At 36.6% G+C, this 21,686-nt stretch carries 18 protein-coding genes; 13 read left to right on the forward strand and 5 right to left on the reverse strand.

Going from position 1 to position 21,686, the window contains the following annotated elements; translation table 11 throughout:
- Nucleotides 1-118: 118 nt before the first annotated feature.
- Nucleotides 119-2,467, reverse strand: a complete 2,349-nt coding sequence (locus tag BMX49_RS08740; protein ID WP_034721401.1) for a polyribonucleotide nucleotidyltransferase — start codon at nt 2,465-2,467, stop codon at nt 119-121.
- A 289-nt stretch (nt 2,468-2,756) separates the two neighbouring features.
- Here BMX49_RS08740 and BMX49_RS08745 point away from each other — a divergent pair, with 289 nt between their 5' ends.
- Nucleotides 2,757-2,999: a GlsB/YeaQ/YmgE family stress response membrane protein gene (locus BMX49_RS08745; RefSeq protein ID WP_034719955.1), complete on the forward strand. Its 243-nt coding sequence runs from the start codon at nt 2,757-2,759 to the stop codon at nt 2,997-2,999.
- Between the two features lie 76 nt (nt 3,000-3,075).
- Here the strand turns inward: BMX49_RS08745 and BMX49_RS08750 are convergent, their stop codons facing one another.
- Nucleotides 3,076-5,001, reverse strand: a complete 1,926-nt coding sequence (locus BMX49_RS08750) for a DUF2207 domain-containing protein (RefSeq protein ID WP_051803785.1) — start codon at nt 4,999-5,001, stop codon at nt 3,076-3,078.
- Nucleotides 5,002-5,005: 4 nt separating this feature from the next.
- Nucleotides 5,006-5,560 carry a LemA family protein gene (locus tag BMX49_RS08755; RefSeq protein ID WP_034719958.1) on the reverse strand — a complete coding sequence of 185 codons (555 nt, stop codon included), beginning with the start codon at nt 5,558-5,560 and terminating at the stop codon, nt 5,006-5,008.
- Between the two features lie 193 nt (nt 5,561-5,753).
- Between BMX49_RS08755 and der the strand changes: the two genes are divergently transcribed.
- The 3 genes from der to upp are packed head-to-tail and all read left to right on the forward strand — an operon-like array spanning nt 5,754 to nt 8,178.
- Entirely contained in the window at nt 5,754-7,061 is a 1,308-nt protein-coding gene (gene der, locus BMX49_RS08760) for a ribosome biogenesis GTPase Der (RefSeq protein ID WP_034719960.1), read from the forward strand.
- 59 nt (nt 7,062-7,120) lie between these two features.
- Nucleotides 7,121-7,468, forward strand: a complete 348-nt coding sequence (locus tag BMX49_RS08765; RefSeq protein ID WP_034719962.1) for a four helix bundle protein — start codon at nt 7,121-7,123, stop codon at nt 7,466-7,468.
- 59 nt (nt 7,469-7,527) lie between these two features.
- Complete coding sequence (gene upp, locus BMX49_RS08770; RefSeq protein WP_034719963.1) at nt 7,528-8,178, forward strand: uracil phosphoribosyltransferase; 651 nt, start codon at nt 7,528-7,530, stop codon at nt 8,176-8,178.
- Nucleotides 8,179-8,321: 143 nt separating this feature from the next.
- On the opposite strand, the gene BMX49_RS08775 is transcribed toward upp, so the two are convergent.
- A complete protein-coding gene (locus tag BMX49_RS08775; RefSeq protein WP_034719964.1) occupies nt 8,322-8,975 on the reverse strand; it encodes a ComF family protein in 654 nt (217 codons plus the stop codon).
- A 51-nt stretch (nt 8,976-9,026) separates the two neighbouring features.
- Nucleotides 9,027-10,499: a helix-turn-helix domain-containing protein gene (locus tag BMX49_RS08780; RefSeq protein WP_034719967.1), complete on the reverse strand. Its 1,473-nt coding sequence runs from the start codon at nt 10,497-10,499 to the stop codon at nt 9,027-9,029.
- A 177-nt stretch (nt 10,500-10,676) separates the two neighbouring features.
- Here BMX49_RS08780 and aceB point away from each other — a divergent pair, with 177 nt between their 5' ends.
- The 9 genes from aceB (at nt 10,677) to BMX49_RS08830 (ending at nt 21,543) form a co-directional block, all read left to right on the forward strand.
- Complete coding sequence (gene aceB, locus BMX49_RS08785; RefSeq protein ID WP_034719969.1) at nt 10,677-12,254, forward strand: malate synthase A; 1,578 nt, start codon at nt 10,677-10,679, stop codon at nt 12,252-12,254.
- A 220-nt stretch (nt 12,255-12,474) separates the two neighbouring features.
- The gene (aceA, locus tag BMX49_RS08795; protein WP_034719975.1) at nt 12,475-13,761 is read left to right on the forward strand and encodes an isocitrate lyase; all 1,287 of its coding nucleotides are present in this window, start codon (nt 12,475-12,477) and stop codon (nt 13,759-13,761) included.
- A 514-nt stretch (nt 13,762-14,275) separates the two neighbouring features.
- Nucleotides 14,276-14,722, forward strand: a complete 447-nt coding sequence (locus tag BMX49_RS08800; protein ID WP_034719977.1) for a 6-pyruvoyl trahydropterin synthase family protein — start codon at nt 14,276-14,278, stop codon at nt 14,720-14,722.
- Nucleotides 14,723-14,781: 59 nt separating this feature from the next.
- A complete protein-coding gene (locus BMX49_RS08805) occupies nt 14,782-15,546 on the forward strand; it encodes a UDP-2,3-diacylglucosamine diphosphatase (RefSeq protein WP_034719979.1) in 765 nt (254 codons plus the stop codon).
- A 95-nt stretch (nt 15,547-15,641) separates the two neighbouring features.
- Nucleotides 15,642-16,055: a hydroxyisourate hydrolase gene (gene uraH, locus BMX49_RS08810; protein ID WP_034719981.1), complete on the forward strand. Its 414-nt coding sequence runs from the start codon at nt 15,642-15,644 to the stop codon at nt 16,053-16,055.
- Nucleotides 16,056-16,148: 93 nt separating this feature from the next.
- Nucleotides 16,149-17,183 (forward strand): LuxE/PaaK family acyltransferase, encoded by a 1,035-nt coding sequence (locus tag BMX49_RS08815; protein WP_034719982.1) that lies wholly within the window; start codon nt 16,149-16,151, stop codon nt 17,181-17,183.
- A gap of 11 nt (nt 17,184-17,194) precedes the next feature.
- Nucleotides 17,195-17,734, forward strand: coding sequence for a hypothetical protein (locus BMX49_RS08820; RefSeq protein ID WP_034719985.1), 540 nt, complete (start codon nt 17,195-17,197; stop codon nt 17,732-17,734).
- Nucleotides 17,735-17,827: 93 nt separating this feature from the next.
- Nucleotides 17,828-18,580 (forward strand): DUF4230 domain-containing protein, encoded by a 753-nt coding sequence (locus BMX49_RS08825; RefSeq protein WP_051803787.1) that lies wholly within the window; start codon nt 17,828-17,830, stop codon nt 18,578-18,580.
- Nucleotides 18,581-18,675: 95 nt separating this feature from the next.
- Nucleotides 18,676-21,543, forward strand: coding sequence for an alpha-amylase family glycosyl hydrolase (locus BMX49_RS08830; protein WP_034719987.1), 2,868 nt, complete (start codon nt 18,676-18,678; stop codon nt 21,541-21,543).
- Nucleotides 21,544-21,686 lie beyond the last annotated feature (143 nt).

Consider the following 21,686-nt stretch of genomic DNA (forward strand, 5'->3'; position numbering starts at 1 on the left):
TACTCTCGATTTACTTTAAACAAGAACTTTTGAAAAAATTGCAGGAGTTTGCAGGACATAAAAAAAACCACCTCAAATTGAGGTGGTTTCTGTATTTAAAAATATTCGGTTTTGGTGCTTAAAAACCTTCCGGTTTGTCGTCAACTGGATTTTCGCCTTCGTTCAGAGGTTTGAATTGATCACCATCACCAGGACGTGTATTACTGGCTGCACCGTGTTGAGGTCTGTTGTTTCCAGGATTGAAGTTGCCTTCTCTTCTGTCACCTCTTGGTCCATTATCGCGGTTATCACGATTCTGTCCGCCATGTTGTGGACGATCACCTTGCGGACGATCACCTTGTGGTCTTTCTTCACGAGCTGGTCTATCCAACAAAACTTTACGGGAAAGTTTCATTTTCTTACGATCGTCGTAACCCATGAATTTCACTTCTACCATATCGCCTTCGTTGTATGGAACTTTGTCTAAACGAGCCCATTCGATTTCTGAGATGTGAAGTAAACCTTCTGTACCTTTTGCAATCGCTACGAATGCACCGAAATCCATTACTTTCACAACTCTACCGTTATAAACATCACCAACTACAGGGACGAAACAAATTTCGTTAATGGCTGCAATGGTTCTGTTGATATTTTCTCTGTTCACTCCAGAAATTTCGATTCTTCCGATGTCACCGATTTCTTCAATCGCGATAACCGTTTCGAAATCTTTCTGCATTTGCTGAATGATTTTTCCTCCAGGTCCGATGATTGCTCCGATAAAGTCTTTGGAAATTTCCAATACTTCCATTTTCGGTGCGTGTGCTTTCACATCAGCATTTGGTTTAGAAAGGGTTTTCAACAATTCGTTCAGAATATGCAATCTTCCTTCTTTAGCTTGGATCAAAGCTTTTTCCATAATGTCCATGGTCAATCCTTCAACCTTAATGTCCATTTGACAAGCCGTGATTCCGTCTGCAGTTCCTGTTACTTTGAAGTCCATGTCACCTAAGTGATCTTCGTCTCCTAAGATATCAGAAAGAACAGTGAATTTTCCTGATTTTGGATCAGTTACTAAGCCCATTGCAATCCCAGAAACTGGTTTTGAAATTTGTACACCGGCATCCATTAATGCTAAAGTTCCAGCACAAACAGTTGCCATTGAAGACGAACCGTTTGATTCTAAAATATCAGAAACGATACGGATGGTGTAAGGGTTTTCTGTCGGGATCATTTTCGCCAGCGCGCGTTGCGCGAGATTTCCGTGACCTACTTCTCTTCTTGAAGTTCCTCTTAAAGGTCTAGCCTCACCTGTTGAGAATGGTGGGAAGTTGTAATGCAAGAAGAATTTTTGATCGTAGTTGATGGCAACCGTGTCTACCATGTTTGCATCTTTTACCGATCCTAAAGTTACGGCAGTCAATGACTGAGTTTCTCCTCTTGTAAAGATTGCAGAACCGTGAGCTCCTGGTAAATAATCAACTTCTGACCAGATTGGACGAATCGTTTCTGGACTTCTTCCATCCAAACGAATTTTTTCGTTCAAGATTAATTGACGCATTGCTTCTTTTTCTACATCGTGGAAATAGATTTTTGCGTAAGGTTTAGCAACTTCTAATTCTTCTTCAGAATACTGAGTTAAGAATTCTTCTAAAATTGCCTGGAAGTTGTCATGTCTTTCCTCTTTAGCAGAAGGAGTTTTTGCAACTTCATAAACTTTATCGTAAGTCGCTGCCCAGATTTTTTCACGAATTTCTTCGTTGTGATCTTCGTGCGTATATTCTCTTTTTGGAAGCGATTTGCCAACTCTTTCGGCTAATCTTTCCTGAGCTGCAACTTGAATTTTTACTACTTCATGTGCGAATTTAATGGCTTCGATCATTTCTTGTTCAGAAATTTCTTCCATTTCACCTTCTACCATTACGATTGAATCTTTTGTTGCACCAACCATAATGTTTAAATCCGCTTTCGCTAAATTTTCCATACTTGGGTTCACCACTAATTTACCGTCGATTCTTGCAACAGTCACTTCAGACATTGGTCCGTTGAAAGGAATATCAGTAATTGCGATTGCAGCAGAAGCGGCTAATCCTGCCAAAGATTCTGGCATACATTCTTTATCATAAGAAATCAGGGAAATCATCACCTGAACTTCTGCATGGAAATCTGAAGGGAACAAGGGACGTAGAACTCTATCTACCAATCTCATTGTTAAAATTTCTTCATCGGATGGTCTTGCTTCTCTTCTGAAAAAGTTTCCTGGAATTTTCCCAGCAGAATAAAATTTCTCTCTGTAATCTACAGTTAAGGGAAGGAAATCTACCCCTGGTTTTGCGTCTTTACTGGCGACAACGGTTGCTAAAAGCATTGTTCCGCCCATTCTTACTACAACAGCGCCATTGGCCTGTTTCGCTAATCTTCCTGTTTCGATGGTGATTTCTCTACCATCTTCTAATTGAATTGTTTCAATAATTGCTTGTGGAGCATTCATAAAATTTGTTCGTCTTTGGCACTCCGTATTGAGTGCGTTAGTATTTAATCTATTTAAATTTTCGTGTGCGAAGATACGGAATTTTTGGCGACCGTTATACAAGGACAAAATTGGGAATTTGAACTGGAATCTATCGGGTTTTCTAAAGTTATCGAGGTGGGAAATGAGCGGGTGATTGGCTTTCGTGAATATTAAGAATTTTAAAGAAAATGTTAAAAAAAATAATTACGGCACAACTTTGGATATTGAAATTGTATAAACGAATTATAAACATTAAAAATTTAACATTATGGGAATTCTATGGACATTAATTATCGGTGCAATTGCAGGTTGGTTAGGATCACAAATCTTTAAAGGCGGAAGTCTAGGATTAATCGGAAATATCGTAGTTGGTATTGTCGGTGGTTTCATCGGTTACTTTCTATTAGGAGGTAGATTAGGTGAAGGTATTGTTGGAGAAATCTTAACAGGAACAATTGGTGCTATTGTATTATTGGCAATTGTAAACCTTTTTACCAGAGGAAAAGTATAACACACTTTTACTACATTCAATAAGCCAAACGCTTAAAAATAAAAAACGTTCTGAGATTCTCAGAACGTTTTTACTTTTACCAGCCACCGCCACCACCGCCACCGCCGCCACCGCCGGAGAATCCACCGCCGCCAGAACCACTTCCTGAACTGGAGGGTTGCGTAGAAGAACTCGCGATCGATTGCGATAAGGAAGAAGTCAGGGTATTGGCAAAGTTCATATTCATCATCGAAGCGCCCACATACCAACTGGAGTTATATTGTTGATTGCCTAAAGATGAGGTCTTTAACATATTTTGAAATTTTTGACCCCAAATTTTGTCAACGCCTAAAACCATTGCATACGGCAACATTGTTTCAAAAACCGTCGGCGTCATTTCTGGTGGATTATGAAACTGCAACGTTTTTTCTTCGGCTGTGCCTAGGTACATTTTAAAACCTTCAATAAGTGATTGCGTTTCCAATTTTTGTGGAGTCGGTTGCTTAATTAAATATTGAAAAAGAACCATTCCGATAAAACCAAATATTAAAAAACCGTAACTCGCATAGAACCCTAGATTTTCTGAACGATTACTATCGATTGAAAATATGGAGACGAAAATTACGATCAAGCCAATTGATAATAATCCAAATAGAATTTTTACGACGTTTGATCTTTCAAAAAATATGGAGATGAAAATTCCAACAAATAAAGCTGCGGCAATCATTGGGATTCCAGCGCCTAAATGGACATCGCTGTAACTCACCTTATAACTGAAATACAGACCAAGTCCATATAATGCTGCAATAATAATGATTGGTAAAATTAATTTGCGAGCATTATTTCCTTTGGATAAAAAAGCATCATGTTGAAATTTCAGACTTGCTTTAAAATCATTGACGGCATATTCAATTTTGGAATTGTACTTTCCATCAAAAGAAATTGTATTTGACTCGCCCGAAAACAATTTATTCATCAAGTTGATTTCTTCTTTCGGTAAAGTTTGATCCTGCTCTCTTATTTTTTCTAAAGTATATTCTCTGCTACCGAAAATTCCCAAAACTCTTTTGTCGTCCTCAATAATTTTAATAAAACCTTTTACGGCTAAACTTACAATCGCTGCGGTAATCATTTGCTCAGAATAATATTCATTTTCCAAATAACCAAGAGAAGCAGGTGAAAGATTTTGGGGCGCATTAAATTGGGGATAAACAATTGGCTTCTGTGGATCAACTCCATATTTTTGCCAGCTCGTAAAAAAGTAACCAAGCAATCCTAATGCTGCAGCCAGGAGCGCCCCTAACACTCCATATTTCTCTAACATTCCCGGTGGAGGTGGAGGTGTGAAAATTCCTTTATTAAAACCAACGGCAATCGTCAAACCTTCATTAGAGCCCAAGTTTTTTGCCAACCATTCAATGGTGTTTGTTGACAGTTGTTTCCCAATACAATTGGATTCATTTGATTTATATCCGCCAGTGTAACAAGAGTTTTGGATGATTTCTGCTCCTTCAGGTAAAGTAACTTTGGCCGAAATTTGATCAACTGCAAAATCCCACAAAGTTCCATTGACATTCCAGTAGAACTCATCGTACTTATCAAAGAAGCCAATCTGATCCGAAGTTTTATATTTTAATTCATATTCGTAAACTCCCGGAGATAAAATAATTTCTTTATTACCAAAGTAGATTCCATAATCAGAATCCGTGTTTTCAGTATGATAATTTTCTTTAAACCCATTTTTTTTAACGGAAATTATATCATATTTAATTCTGATTTTTTTTCCATTAATATTCCGCCAAAGGGGAAGCGATCGGAAAATTCCACGCTTGATGATGTTTCCTTCCGCATACACTTTGATTTTTTCTGTAATGGTTGTTTCAGCATCTTTAGAAATTACAATATCGGAATCAAACGCCAGAATGTGTTCATAACTAAGATTCTCCACACCAGTGGAGGTAACGTCCTGTGTAAATCCAAAACTGAATATCAGCAGGAATAAACCTATTAATAAACGTTTCATGGTCTTAGAATTTAATGCTCGGAACGGCTCTTTCTGCGATATTATCTAATTCAAAGAAAGCAGATTTTACAAATTTGAACATATTCGCAATAATATTACTTGGGAACGTTTCTACGAGAATGTTATTTTCACGTACGGTTCCATTATAATATCTTCTGGATTTTTCGATATCACCTTCTAGGTTAGAAAGCTCTCCTTGAAGTTGTAAGAAATTTGTATTTGCTTTTAAATCTGGATATTGTTCGGCAACGGCGTTCAAGTTCATCATCGCTTGATTCAGGTTTTTCTCTGCCGCTTCCTTGGCTGGAATTCCTTCTGCATTCATTGCTGCAGTTCTGGCTCTGGTTACACTTTCGAAAGTTTCTCTCTCATGCGTGGCGTATCCTTTTACCGTTTCTACTAAATTAGGAATCAAATCGTGTCGCTTCTTCAGCATCACATCGATACTGCTCCAGGCCTCCTGAACCATGGTTTTCAATTTTACCAATCGATTGTAGATTGAAATTCCATAAAAGAAAAAGATGGCAACTGCCGCTAGAATAATTAATAGGATTGTCATGATTAAAGTTTTTAATGGTTATTTTTTAATGAAGTTAAATACTTAATACTTATGATAAGTAAATAAACAACTTGGAAAGTTACAAATTTTAACATTAATATTAAAGCAGGTAAAAAAAACTATCTTTGCAAAAATTTTTGGGCTCGAAAAGTTCGAGTAACCCATTAATAATGTCATTATTAAACAAAATTTTATGTCGAATATTGTCGCCATAGTAGGACGTCCCAACGTTGGGAAATCCACCCTTTTTAATCGTTTTCTAGAACGTAGAGAAGCCATTGTAGATTCAACCGCCGGAGTTACCAGAGACCGTCATTACGGAAAATCTGACTGGAACGGAGTTGAATTCACCGTTATCGACACCGGAGGTTATGAAGTAGATACTGAAGATGCCTTTCAAGGAGAAATTATCAAACAGGTTGAATTAGCTGTTGATGAAGCAACTTCAATTATCTTCATGCTGAATGTAGCTGAAGGTTTAACCGATACAGATATCGAAATTCACGAAATGTTACGCCGTGCCAATAAGCCAGTTTACATCGTAGTGAACAAAGCCGATTCTGCAAAAGAAGAATTAGCTGCAACCGAATTTTATCAGCTGGGAATTTCAAAATATTACACCATGTCTTCTGCAACAGGTTCTGGTACAGGAGAGTTGTTGGATGATATCGTAAAAGATTTCCCCACTACCGACTACAAAGATCCATTCGAAGGTTTACCAAAAATTACCATCGCAGGAAGACCAAACGTTGGAAAATCTACCTTAACCAATGCGCTTTTAGATAAAGAACAAAATATTGTAACCGATGTTGCCGGAACAACCCGTGATTCTATCCAAACTTTATATAATAAATTCGGACATGAATTTGTTCTGGTTGATACCGCTGGAATGCGTCGTAAAGCGAAAGTAAAAGAAGATTTAGAATTTTATTCTGTAATGCGTTCTGTGCGTTCCATCGAGTATTCTGATATTGTGATTATCATGGTTGATGCGACTTTAGGTTGGGAATCTCAGGATATGAACATTTTCGGATTGGCTCAGAAAAATAGAAAAGGAATCGTAATTGTTGTTAATAAATGGGATTTGGTGGAAAAAGAAACCAATACCACTCGTGATTTTGAAGCGAGAATTAAGGATAAAATTGGTCAGTTTACCGACATTCCAATTCTTTTTGTATCTGCTTTAACGAAACAGAGAATTCTGAAAACAGTAGAAGTTGCGATGGAAGTTTATGCCAATAGAGCGAAGAAAATTAAGACTTCTAAGCTGAATGAAATTATGCTTCCCATTTTTGAAAAAACGCCGCCACCAGCATTGAAAGGAAAATACGTGAAAATTAAATATTGCGTACAACTGCCAACGCCAAGTCCGCAGTTCGTATTTTTCTGCAACTTACCTCAATACGTAAAAGAAGCCTACAAAAGATTTACTGAAAATCAACTTCGAAAGGAGTTCGGATTCACCGGTGTGCCGATTGAAATTTATTTCAGACAAAAATAAAGTTGATTGATGATGTGTCGATTTGTTAATTTGCTGATTTAAATAAGAAACTTAAACAAATGGAAAAAAGGAATGAAATTTTGGAATTGAGTATTCAATTTGCATTAAACATCATAGAATTTACCGAAATTCTTGAAAGTAAAAGAAAATTTATTATTGCTAATCAATTGCTAAAATCTGGGACATCTGTAGGTGCAAATATTTTTGAAGCTCAAAGCGCGGAAAGTAGAGCAGATTTTATCTATAAATTAAAAATTGCGGATAAGGAAGCAAAGGAATCTGAGTATTGGCTTTTACTGTGTGAGAAATCTTCAAGTTATCCTTTTAACGAAGATTTAAAAATTGCATTGCTTAGTATTCAAAAGCTTTTGTCAAAAATTATAGCGACTTCAAAAATTAATAAATAAGCTAAAAGGTATTTTTAGCATCGTCACATCATCACATCAAAAATCATCACATCAATATTATGATAACAATTCTTTCAGACCACTTTTCTCTTGTCAATACTTGGATTAATGAACTTCGAAATGTCGATATTCAACATGACCGTTTGCGATTCCGTCGTAATATGGAACGTATTGGGGAGATTGCTGCCTTCGAAATCAGCAAAGGATTAGAAACGGAAGAGATTGAAATTACGACGCCTTTAGACCAAATAAAAGTAAAGGAAGTGTCCGTTCAACCAGTTATTACAACTATCCTTAGAGCAGGAGTTCCTTTGTTCCAAGGGATTTTAAATTATTTGGATAAAGCAGATTGTGGATTTGTTGCCGCTTACAGAAAACACGATGCCAACGATTATTTTTCTATCAAACAGGATTATTTAACTTGTCCTAGTATTGATGGCAGACCTTTAATCGTGGCAGATCCAATGTTGGCAACCGGAGCGAGTTTAATTGAAGCCATCAAGGATTTGTTAAACCACGGGAAACCTTCGCAACTTCATATCGTTGCCGCAATTGCTTCTCAGCAAGGAGTTGATACGATTCGAAAAGCCTATCCCGAAGCAAAAATTTGGGTTGGAGTAATTGATGAAGGCTTAACTTCCAAAGGGTATATCACTCCCGGTTTAGGTGACGCTGGAGATTTATCTTACGGTGAAAAACTACAGAGATAATAATCTTCACTTTTATTTTTTATTTAAAAAAATCTGTGAAAATCTGTGAGAATCTGTGCGCTGATTTACGCACACGGATGTCACAGATTTACATAGATAATTATATACTGTTGAAAGTCCTTGTCTTTTTGAGAGGGACTTTTTTAATCCATTGCCATTACCAGAACACTCACTTTATTATTTCCTTCTTTCAGTATTTGCCACGCCACAGCGCTCATGGTATTTCCGGTGGTGAAAACATCATCGACCAATAAAACATGTTGATTTGAAATTTGTTTGGTGATTGAAAATAAATTTTCGTTGAAAATCCGTTGTTCGCGATTTTTTTTCGCTTGTGCTTTTTTGTAAAAATTCCTCTTTATTAAGGTGTGGTCACATGGAATTTTTAACTGTTTAGAAAGATGGTCGGCAAAGAGATGCAGTTGGTTGTATCCGCGCTCTTTCTGTTTCTTTGGGTGAAGTGGAACCGTTACCAAAAGATCAACTCCTAAAGAATTAAAATCTAATTTTTCAGCGGTCCAGTTGGCGAGAATCGCTCCGATTTTCTTGCGACTGCCATATTTGAGTTGATGGATAATCTTTTGACCCACACTTTCATCTTCAAAGTGCATCAAGGCAAGCGCATTTTCTAGTGGGAAGAGCAAACGGCATTTTTCCAGTAAAAGATTGCTTTCTAAAAAATGATGGTGCGTAAAATGAATCTGGTTAAAACACAATTCGCATACCACTTCATCGTGATGGATAATTCGATTGCATTGCAGACATCGATTCGGAAAAAGTAAGTCTACTAAAAACATACTCTGTTAGTTTATTGAAAGTTACAATTTAGTTTTAAATGAAATTAATTCCTATCGTAAAATATCCTTCCGAATCTTTTGAATCGACTTCTTCATATTTTCATTAAAAATTTCCTTCTCCAGTCTTAAAGGTGGCGCTTGTCGAACTTCGCAATCCGGAATACTGCAGAATTCGCAGGTTACGCCAACATTGACGGTTTTAAGTTGGTCACTTTTTGCGAATTTAATTTTCTTTAAAGAATTGGAATTCAATAAAATACCGATACAATAACTTCTATTCGTTCCATCGGAAAAAGGATTCTTTTGCGAGGTGGATATCACCAAATAAGTTAAGCCGCTGTCTTTGTAATGAGAGATTTGAGCTTCCGTTACTTGTTCGTTTTCTTTCAAATCCTTTAAGTTTTTTACCGCAATCCAGCGTCTGCAATAATGTTCGTTCGTCGCATTGGCGTGTGGCGCCTGTTGCTGGTTCAGGTGCAATTCTTTTAAGATCTGAATTTTATCTGAATTCTTTTTCTTCGTAAAACAGAGATAGAATAAATCTTTAATCCCCAATTCCTGTGGTAAAATATTCGTTAGGCGATAGTAGAAGGTTTCCGGTGAATTGGTAAATTCTTCGATAAGATTTTCAAATAGTTTTGGATCCCATTCGGAATTTTGAAAAAACGCATTGATTTCATTAGACAAAAGATCTTTTCGAATCAATAAGCAACCAGCAAAATATGAGGCATAATAATTATTCAGCAACTCTTCAAAACTGGTGAAATCCAACCACGAATAAGTGTTTGGACGAGGATTCAGATTCATGACATTAAATCCAATTTCTTTTGCGAGAATAAAGGTCTTTTGATCTTCATCTAAAAGTTCATTCAGTAAAAGCAATTTCGTCTCCGGAATATAAAGCGACCTTAATTTTCCTGAAGCACCATATTGTTCCAAATCCAACGATTTAATTTCATAATCAAATTGTGATTTTAATATCGCTTCGAATTCCGATGAATGAGGTTTATTCAACAGTTCATTTTCTACAATGTAATTGATCGCTTTCTCTTCGATTTCTGGAAAATAATTATCATACAATTCCTGAAAGCTTCTGATCACGGCAAAGTAAAACTGCTCTTTGCTTAAATTGTAATTTTTCGAAATCTCAATTAAAGTATTGATAAAAGCGGTGACTTTTTTAGGCGCATCACTGATAATACTGATGAGGTTTGTTTTATTAATTCCAAAAAGTTCAAGCGGAATTTCTTTGAAGAAATCGGACTGTATAATTTCTGCAATTGGAGCTAAACTTTTGTCCAGTTTTGTAGAAACCAAATCGTCATAAGTGCAGTTAAGAGCGATGGCCAGGTTGGCGATTTTATCATGTTTCGGATATTTCTTACCGTTCTCAATCTCATTTAAATAAGATTTAGAAACGCCAGTTAAATTAGCCAGATCCTGCAAAGAAAAGCTTTTCTTTTGTCGGAACTGCCTCATCTTCAATCCGAAAACTGTTTTTATGAAATCACTATCGCTTGCCATTAATTAAAATTAATTTATAATATATCTAAATAGATTGTAAAATCCGATGAATACAAAGATAAATAAAAATAAGCGATTGTTCGCATAATAATTCTTATATAAATTTGGCGAACGTTCGCTGTTAGTGAAAGTTTTTTGTTTATGTTTGTAATATTAAATCATCAAAGTTTAAACAAAATGGAAACGGCAACACAATTTCAAATTCTTACTCAAGAACAATACAACGATATTTTCACCTCGGAATTAGTGACTTTTTTATCGGCGCTTCATTCGAAATTTAATGATGACAGAATTGCGCTTTTGCATGCTCGGACCATGAAACAAATCGAGTTTGATCATGGCCAACTTCCAAAATTCTGTCCTGAAACTGAAGAGGTTAGAAATGGCAATTGGGTGTGTAATCCACTTCCGAAAGATTTGCTTGATCGTCGTGTAGAAATTACCGGACCTGTTGAAAGAAAAATGGTCATCAATGCTTTGAATTCTGGCTCATCCACTTTTATGGCAGATTTTGAAGACAGTAATTCTCCGACTTGGCAAAATTGCATGGATGGTCAACGAAACCTTTCAGATGCAGTCAATAGAACCATCAATTTTGAAAATGAAAATGGAAAGAAATATGAATTAGGTGAAAATTTAGCTACACTTTTGGTTCGTCCGAGAGGTTTGCATTTAGAAGAGAAAAATATAAAATTTAATGGTGAGAAAGCTTCTGCTTCTTTAATTGATTTTGGAATTTACTTTTTTAGAAATGCTAAACAGTTAATTGAAAATGGCAGTGGACCTTATTTTTATTTACCAAAATTAGAACAGTACCAAGAAGCAAAATGGTGGAATGACGTTTTCAAATTCTCTCAAGATTATTTAGAAATTCCACAAGGAACCATTAAAGCCACGGTTTTGATTGAAACCATCACCGCTGCTTTTCAACTCGACGAAATTTTATTTGAATTAAAAGAACACAGCTCCGGTTTGAACTGCGGACGGTGGGATTATATTTTTTCCTATATCAAAAAGTTTAGAAATCTTCCCGAATTTTTAGTTCCAGACCGAGATCAAGTGACCATGGTATCACCATTTATGAGTGCTTATTCGAAAAGAGTTATTCAGGTTTGCCATAAAAGGAATGTGCACGCGATGGGCGGAATGGCCGCTCAGATTCCCGTAAAAAATAACTATGAAGAAAATGAAATCGCTTATGCAAAAGTTCGTGCAGATAAGGAACGAGAAGTAAAAAACGGCCACGACGGAACTTGGGTCGCTCATCCAGGATTGGTTTCTGTGGCGAAGAAAATCTTCGATGAATTCATGCCAACTCCAAATCAAATCGATAAAAAATTCGAAGAGTATCATATTTCAGAGGAAAATCTCCTTGAAATTCCAAAAGGAACCATCACTGAAAATGGCGTGAGAAAAAACATCAATGTCGGAATCTTATATATAGAATCTTGGTTAATGGGAGTTGGAGCTGCCGCTTTATATAATTTAATGGAAGATGCAGCAACTGCAGAAATCTCCAGAACGCAAATCTGGCAATGGCTAAAAAACGAAGCAAAACTGGAGGACGGACGAACCTTAATGCCTGAAATGGTTTTGCATTGGCAAGAAGAAGAACTGGAAAAAATCAAAAATTATGTTGGTGAAGAAAGATTCGACAATGGAAAATTCGAATTAGCAACCGAACTTTTTGATGACCTCATTCTCAACGACAACTTCGCAGAATTTCTGACTTTAAAAGCGTATCAGTTTATTTAAGTGCCAGGGAAAAAGAGCCAAGGAAAAAGGAAAAAGAGCCAAGAAACGTGAATGGTGAATTTTCACTTTCATTAAATGAAAAAGAAATAATATCAAAGCCATTGCTGAGTGAAACGGCTTTGCGCCCGTAATTTTTGCAGAATATAATTTTAAATTCTTTGCGTCCATTGCGTTAAATTATGTCCTAAAATTTAAAACCCACAACCTAAAACTTAAAAATATGAAAAAGCAAGAACAGATCCAGCAACTGGAAAAAGAATGGTTAGAAAGCCCAAGATGGAATGGTATCAAAAGACCGTATTCCGCTGAGAAAGTATTGAAACTTCGAGGATCTTATAAACTCGATTATACCATCGCCAAATTAATGTCAGAAAAATTATGGGAGCAATTAAACAACCAGGATTTTGTGGCGGGCTTAGGAGCCTTAACCGGAAACCAAGCGGTACAAGAAGTTGACGCAGGTTTAGAAGCAATTTATCTTTCAGGTTGGCAAGTTGCCGCCGATGCGAATTTGAGCGGAGAAATGTATCCTGACCAAAGTTTGTATCCTGCGAATTCAGTTCCGTCGGTGGTGAAAAGAATCAATAATGCCTTGTTGCGTGCAGATCAAATTCAGACTGTAAATGGAGTAGACGAAGTCAATTGTAAAGATTATTTAGTTCCAATCGTTGCAGATGCAGAAGCAGGTTTTGGTGGAAACTTAAATGCTTTTGAATTGATGAAGCAAATGATAGAAGCTGGCGCAGCTGGAGTTCACTTTGAAGATCAATTATCATCTGCTAAAAAATGTGGACATTTAGGTGGAAAGGTTTTGGTTCCGACTCAAGAAGCGATCAATAAATTAGTTGCCGCACGTTTGGCAGCCGATGTTTGCGGAGTTCCAACGGTCTTGGTAGCAAGAACCGATGCTGATGCGGCAGATTTATTAACTTCAGATATTGACGATAGAGATAAAAGATTTGTGACTGGAAAAAGAACAACTGAAGGTTTCTACGAAGTAAAAAATGGAGTAGAGCAGGGAATTGACAGAGGTTTGGCCTATGCACCTTACGCTGATTTAATCTGGATGGAAACTTCAAATCCTGATTTGGATTATGCCAGAAAATTCGCAGAAGGAATCCACGCAAAATTCCCGGGAAAAATGTTGGCATATAATTGTTCACCCTCTTTCAACTGGGCTGCAAAATTATCAGTTCCGGAAATGGAAACCTTCCGCGAAGAATTAGCAGCGATGGGTTACAAATTCCAGTTCATCACTTTGGCCGGATTCCACGCATTAAATACTTCTATGTTCGAGTTGGCTTTGGCTTACAAAGAAAGAGGAATGGCAGGGTACAGCGAATTACAGGAAAGAGAATTTGCCTTACAATCCAAAGGTTTCCGCGCGGTGAAACACCAGAGTTTTGTTGGAACTTCTTATTTCGATGAAGTTCAAACGGTTGTAACAGCTGGAAAGTCTTCTACCACGGCATTAGCTGGTTCTACAGAAGCTGAACAGTTTCATTAATTAAAATTCTAAATTTCCATAAATTTTTGAATTGTTTGAAGTCCTTTCCTTTTTTGGAAAGGATTTTTTTTGGGCGTGTCTTTCTCCACCGCATTTCGCTCCGCAAGAGATCGCACTTTCCGTTCCAGAACGAGGAGCGAATTTCGATGATTCAGATTAAAAAATAGATATTGGAGTCAATCTTTTTTGAAACAAAAAAGGATTTCCACTTCAATCGCTCAAACGAGTTCTCCGTTTTATTACCAATCTTAGAAAATTAACAATCTCTTTTTTCTGCATAATTTTCAACCTTAAATCTTTCAAAACAGTATTGATTCTCACAAAACCTTGTCACGGTTCTAAACCGTGACAAGGTTACTTCAATATTTGTATTCCCTTTATTGAGTGAGGCGCCGTTGCAATCGAAATTTTAAGAAGCATTTTTTATAAGACTTTTGCGTCTTTGCATTAAATCAGCTTTTTACATGATCATTAATTGTTTCATGAAAGATTAAACTTTCTTTATCTTTGCCCCATGATACGAATCACCAAAATTTTCACCTTCGAAACTGCCCACGTTCTTTACAATTATGATGGCAAATGTAAAAATATGCACGGACATTCCTATAAATTATTTGTCACTGTAAAAGGAACTCCGATCAATGATTTGGATCATCCGAAAAATGGAATGGTTCTAGATTTTGGCGATATCAAAAAAATTGTAAAATCAGAAATCCTCAATGTTTGGGATCATGCTGTTATGTTGAACGGCATTTCACCGCACAAACAATTCGGAGAAAATTTAGAACAACAAGGTCATAAGGTGATTTATTGCGATTACCAACCAACATGTGAAAATATGCTGTACGATATTGCTGCTAAAATAAAAAGTCAACTTTCTGCAAAAGTATCTCTGGCTTATCTTAAGCTTCACGAAACCGAAAACTCTTACGGAGAATGGTTTGCCGAAGACCAAGTTTAATTTGAAAATTTGCCATCCAAAACCTAAAACCTAAGACTTTCTACCTTTTGCCTTTCAATATGAAAATCAACTTAGAACCTAATAAAAAAGTTTATTTCGCTTCCGATCAACATTTTGGTGCACCAACGCCGAAAGAAAGTAAAGTTCGGGAAGAGAAATTCATCCGTTGGCTGGATGAAATCAAAGCTGATGCTCAGGTTTTGTTTTTGATGGGCGACTTGTTCGATTTCTGGCATGAATGGAACCACGTTATTCCAAAAGGATATGTGAGGGTTTTGGGCAAATTGGCAGAATTAAAAGATTCTGGTATTGAATTGTTCATGTTCGTTGGCAATCATGATTTGTGGATGAAGAATTATTTTGAAGAAGAAATTGGGTGCAAGGTTTTTTTCGATAAACAGTATTTTGAAATCAATGGTAAGAACTTTCTACTGGCGCACGGCGATGGATTAGGACCTGGCGACAAAGGATACAAGAGAATGAAAAAAGTCTTTACCAATCCCTTAGCACAATGGGCGTTCCGATGGTTGCATCCTGATATCGCTATGAAAATTGCCATATATGCTTCCACTAAAAACAAGATGATTTCGGGGGAAGAAGACAAAGCTTTTTTAGGCGAAGACAAAGAGTTTCTCATCATTTATTCTAAAGAGAAATTGAAAACTGAAAATATAGATTTTTTCGTTTATGGTCATAGGCATTTGCCAATGGTTCTGGATTTAGAAAATGGCAAAGCCAAGTACATCAACCTAGGTGACTGGATTTCTTACTTTACCTATGGTGAGTTTTCAGATGATTTTGAATTGAAAACATTCGAAAACTAAAAATTATCGGCATTATTGTTGACGAGGAGGAATCGACGTGAAAAATATAATTTTCGCCGTCGAAATCACTCAAAACAATTATTTAAATTATCATCATGAAAAATTCATTTATCGCGCTTTTCGCTGTGCTTATTTCTGCTTTCTCTTTCGGACAAACCAAAGAAGCAACCTACCAATTATCAAGTCATATTTTAGATGTGTCGAAAGGAATGCCGGCGGCAGGTGTAACTATTAAATTGGAAAAATATATTCCTGCAACCAAAATGTGGTCGTTTGCAGACGAAAAAATAACGGACAAAAATGGTCGTGTTCCTAATTTTTTAGATAGCAGTGCTGCAAACAACGGGATTTATAAACTGACTTATTATACCAAAGATTATTTCCAAAAAAATGGAACTGAAAGTTTTTATCCTTGGGTTGAAGTAGTTTTCGAAATTACAAACGGGGAACATTATCACGTACCAATTACGCTTTCTGCTTACGGTTACTCCACTTACAGAGGAAACTAAGACGAGCTTTTATATCATAAATTTTTTAGCGGAATTCAAAATTTATATTTTGAATTCCGCTTTTCTTTTTTGACTTTTGTGCTTTCAAATAAAATGACTGATATTTTCAACATCCAAACCGAAGAAGAATTCCAGCAGAAATGCCTGGAAACTTTCCATTTTCAATACCATAACATTGAAGTCTACAGAAAATTTGTAGACTATTTGAACATTGATCCAAACGATATTAAAGAAGTAGAAAAAATTCCTTTTTTACCGATTGAGATGTTTAAAAACCACACGATTTTAGATCAAAATAAAAAGACCGATTTATATTTTCAAAGTTCTGGGACGACGCAGATGAATCTTTCTAAACATTGGATTTCTGATGAGAAATTATATCAGGAAAGCATTGAGAAAAGTTTCGAGCAGTTTATCGGAAAAGCTGAAGATTATATTTTCCTCGGATTGTTGCCAAGTTACTTGGAAAAGCAAAATTCTTCTTTGATTTACATGGTTGATTTTCTGATGAAGAAATCTGGGAAACCAGAGAATGGCTATTTCCTCTACAATCATGAAGAGCTTTTCAAAGTATTACGGGAACTTTCAACGCAAAATAAAAAAGTCATTTTATTCGGAGTTGCTTTTGCCTTATTGGATTTTATCGATTTCGCGAAAACAAATGATCAAAACATCGAATCATCAGATCAACTCATCATTATTGAAACTGGCGGTATGAAAGGTCGTAAACAGGAAATGACCAAAGATGAGTTGCTCGCAATTTTCCATGAAGGCTTTGGAACTGATAAAATTTACTCCGAATATTCGATGACCGAATTGCTTTCTCAAGCCTATTCTTTAGGTCAAAATATTTATCAAACTCCAAACTGGATGCGCGTTCTCATTAGAAATACCGAAGATCCTTTTTCTTATTTGGAAGAGGGAAGAAATGGCGCTATTACCATCATCGACTTGGCGAATCGTCACTCTTGCAGTTTTATTGCGACGCAGGATTTGGGCAAAATCTTGACAGATTTTGAGGTTCCTCACTACGTTCGGAATGACAATGCGATTAGGACAAATTTATTTCAAGTGTTAGGACGAATCGATCATTCCGATATTCGTGGTTGTAGTTTGCTGGTCTCTTAATTAAAATTTTCATGCTTAAAGTAGAAGAACTCACCTATAATTATATTTCAAAATTTTGTGATTTTGAAAAAGATTTAGTTTTGACCAATCATTTTCATTCTGATTGGGAGGCCGACCTTTTAATTATTAATGAAGATGGATTCAGTCATGAACTGGAAATTAAATTTTCAAAAGCCGACTTTAAAAATGATTTCAAAAAGCAATATCAAAATCAGAAAACAAAAGAGAAGTTTCTAAAACACGACAAAATTTCTTGTGGCGATTATCCCTGTAATCAGTTTAGTTTTCTACTACCACAGGGAATGATTGAAGCCGATCAAATTCCTGAACATTGCGGAATTATAGAATTTTATCATAATCCAGATTCGTGGGTGACTACTTTTGATGAAATCAGAAAACCAACAAAAGTTCACCAAGAGCCATTTTGGAAATTCTTTGACAAAGATTTGATGCTAAAAATAATGGCCCGAAATCTTTATTATAAAAAGTTAGAAGTCAAAGGTAAATTTGAGGAATTAATTCTGCCACCAAAGTTTCTCTCTAGGAAATAGAAATATTTACGAACGGTTTCTGCTACAATACTTTGGTCAGAAGTGGTTCCATAATTTTTTGAAAATTCATACCTTTACCTAAATTCAAATCGTATGAACTTTAAAAAATATAAAATCATGTTCTGGTCTGCCGGAATATTGATTGTTCTCTTCCTTGCCTACTTTCTTTATCAAATGACTCAGAGTGAATCTATCAATTCGATGATGACGTTAATAATGTTATTGCTAGGATTGGTTCTGGGCGGTATTATTGCTTTCTTAGTTTCCAATAAAATGAGCGCGGCTCCAGTCGTGATAACGGAAAGTTCCCACACGATTGCGGAAAGTATGCGCAAGGTTTTCAAGGTAGTTTCGGCGGAAGGTCATTTCAATGAAATCTACAATTACGAGGAAACGACTAAAATTTTTAATTTTATACCATCGAAAAAGAAAGCTTTGGTGATTGTTCAGGCTAAAGTATTGGTTGGCTATGATTTCGAAAAATTTCAATGGGAAGTTGATGAAGTCAACCGAAAGGTAAAGTTGCTAAATTTCCCGGCACCGCAAATCCTATCTACCGAAACCGATTATAAATATTACAATATTGAAGAGCAGTTTTTCAACCTTTTCAGTAAAGATGACTTAGCGAAAATTCAACAAAATGGAAAACGACAGGTGATTGAAGCTGCCAAGAAATCTCATCTTCCTGAAGTCGCTGCAGAGCAAATGCGAACTTTGTTGACCGAACTTTTAGCAGGGAAAAACTTCTTTTTAGAAAACGCCAATGTAATTTCGGAAAGCAAAAATCAAATTGAATACAACACATTAAATATTACGGACACTTCGCAGACAATCCCTACTTTATAATCACTATCTCTTTACGAATCAGTTTATAAACATTCAGAATAAATGGTGGATGCTGATTAAGTTTCGCTATTTTTACAGTCTTAAATAATTTGAACATGAAATATTTTTACACGCTATTTTTGGCCTTGGTGCTTCCGATCTTTGCGTTGGCACAACAGGTTATTCCTTATTCTATCAACCCCGTCGCTTTTGATGAGACCGACCCAATTACGGTAACTTTTACCGTAAACGAAACTAATTTTGGCGTGGCAAGTTCGCACGCACTTTATCTCTGGGCTTGGTCGATTGACTCCAATACTGTAAGCGCAGATTGTCCAACGAACGGAACTTGGACCGCTTCAAATCCTGCTAATAAATTGACTTATGTGTCGAGCGCAGGTGGTCAGGGAACCTACACTTTTACGATGAACAACGTGAAATCTTTTTACGGAAACAGACCAAACCCGCTGTCTAAAATCGGGATGTTGGTAAAAACTGTCAATGGCAGTGTTCAGTCACAAGACATTATTGTTAATGTTGGCAAATTTCAATTTAACCTCACCAATCCATTACAGGGAAGTACCAATGTCGTTTCAGCTGGAACGGTTATTAATATTACGGGAACGGCCACTTTACCTGCAAATTTTGTGGTTAAAGCAAATGGAACTCCAGTTTATACAAGTCCCGCTGCTTCTACAAATTTAAATTTTCCTTATACTGTAACTCAAGATGCTTCGATGGAAGTTGTGGCAACCAACCCTGGCGATGGGACGGTTGTGAGTAAAACTTTTACAGTTGCCCTTTCGATTCCTGTTACGGTTGCGGCAATCCCGGCTTATATGAGACAGGGAATTACGTATGATCCAGCTGATGCAACGAAAGTTGGGTTAGCAATTTATGCCCCTTTGAAAGCATCTGTACACGTAATCGGAAGTTTTAATAACTGGGCGGTAAGTGCTAATTATTTAATGAAAAGAGATTCCACCAATCCTGATCTGTATTGGTTGGAAGTTACCGGTTTAACGCCTCAGCAAGTTTATACTTTTCAATATAGAACGGCCGACGGAATTAAAGTTGCCGATCCTTTTTCTACTTTAGTTTTATCGCCAGATGATGATCCCTGGATTAACGAATTTGCAAATGTTTACCCGAATCTTCCGGTTTATCCAGCCGGACAAAAATATGATGTATCTGTTATTCAAACCGCGAAACCAGCTTATAACTGGACGATTTCTAACTTTACGAAACCCGCCAAAGAAAACTTAATCGTATATGAATTATTGGTGCGAGACTTTACGGCTGAAAGAACTTGGCAGTCGCTTATTGATAAAGTTTCTTATTTAAAATCATTAAATATTAACGCTGTAGAATTAATGCCGGTAATGGAATTTGATGGTAATAATTCTTGGGGTTACAACACAGGATTTCACTATGCTTTAGATAAAGCGTACGGAACTCCGGAGAAATTTAAAGAATTCATCGATGTTTATCACCAGAACGGTATTGCCGTAATTTTAGATATTGCTTTAAATCACGCGACAGGTAGAAGTCCACTCACCAGAATGTGGATGAACGATCCAGATGGAGATGGTTACGGAGATCCTGCAGCTAACAATCCTTATTTCAACCAAGTTGCAAAACATTCTTACAGTGTATTTAATGATTTCAACCACTCAAAACCAGAAACGAAATATTACGTCAGCAGAGTTTTGGAGCAGTGGATTAAAGAATATAAAATCGATGGTTTCCGTTGGGATTTAACCAAAGGATTTACCCAAAACTGTACGGCTGGAGATGATGCTTGTACCAACAAATATCAGCAGGACCGTGTAAATATTTTGAAAGCATATGCTGATAATCAGTGGAGTTATGATCCTACTTCATTGATCATTTTCGAACACTTAGGAACTGATTCTGAGGAAGCGCAATGGGCGAACTACAAAGTTGGTGCAGGAAAAGGCGTTATGATGTGGGATAAATTAACAGGCCCTTACAATGAAAATACCATGGGTTTTGCTCCTAATAGCAACTTTAATAAAATTGATTATAAGGTGCATGGCTTTGCTGAAAGAAGAGCGATTGGTTATGGTGAAAGCCATGACGAAGAACGATTGATGTACAAAAACATTAATTTCGGTGGCTCAGCTGGAAGTTATAACGTAAGAGATTTGGCAACTTCATTGGAGAGACAAAAAGCTTATGGTGCAGTTTTCTTAACGGTTCCGGGACCGAAAATGATTTGGCAGTTTGCAGAATTAGGCTTCGATAAAAGTATTTATACCTGTGAGAATGGAACCGTAAATACCGAAGATGATTCGATCGCGGGTGATTGTAAACTAGATAAAAAACCATCGGCGTTTGGGTTGGGTTATAATGCTGATGCTGCAAGAATATCAGTGCGTGAAACTTGGTCGAAAATCCTTGCTTTGAGATTAGCAAACGACGTTTTCAACACGACAACATTCACGGTGGAGTCTGGTAACTTAATGCCAAGATTGTATATTTATAAAAATTCTACTTCAAGTGCTTTAAAAAATGTAGTCGTTCTGGCTAACTTTACTTTGACTTCTCAAAACATTGTTCCTGATTTCCCTTATACCGGAAACTGGGTGAACTTGATGGATAATAGCTCTCTCTCAGTAACAAGTACTACTACACCGATTACCATTGAACCAGGTGGGTTCAGAATTTTCGGAAATGCAGCGGCTTTAGGAACTGATGAAGTTTTAGGAAGCAAAAATGAAGTTACCTTGAAATTAACTCAAAATCCTATTACGAACGGATCAGCAAACATTCGCTACACCAATGCAAAGAACGGAACAGTTGCAATTTACGATCTTGCCGGATCTTTAGTAAAATCATCTAAAGTTTCTAAAGATAGCGGTGATGATACCATTTCAATCAACGGGCTGAAAGCTGGAGTTTATTTAATTCAACTGAAATCTGAAAAAGGAGTTGCAGTTACAAAAATGATTGTGAAGTAATTACTTTCGAAATATAATGAAGAACGGTTCGCAGGATATGCGAACCGTTTTTTTTGTTATTATAATTTACGCTTTCATTCATAAATCAATAGAAACGGGCTTTAGCCCGTTTGCGAAAATGGTAGAATTCTATTGGCTTTAGC

Source organism: Kaistella antarctica, assembly GCF_900109615.1.
Taxonomy (GTDB): Bacteria; Bacteroidota; Bacteroidia; order Flavobacteriales; family Weeksellaceae; genus Kaistella; species Kaistella antarctica.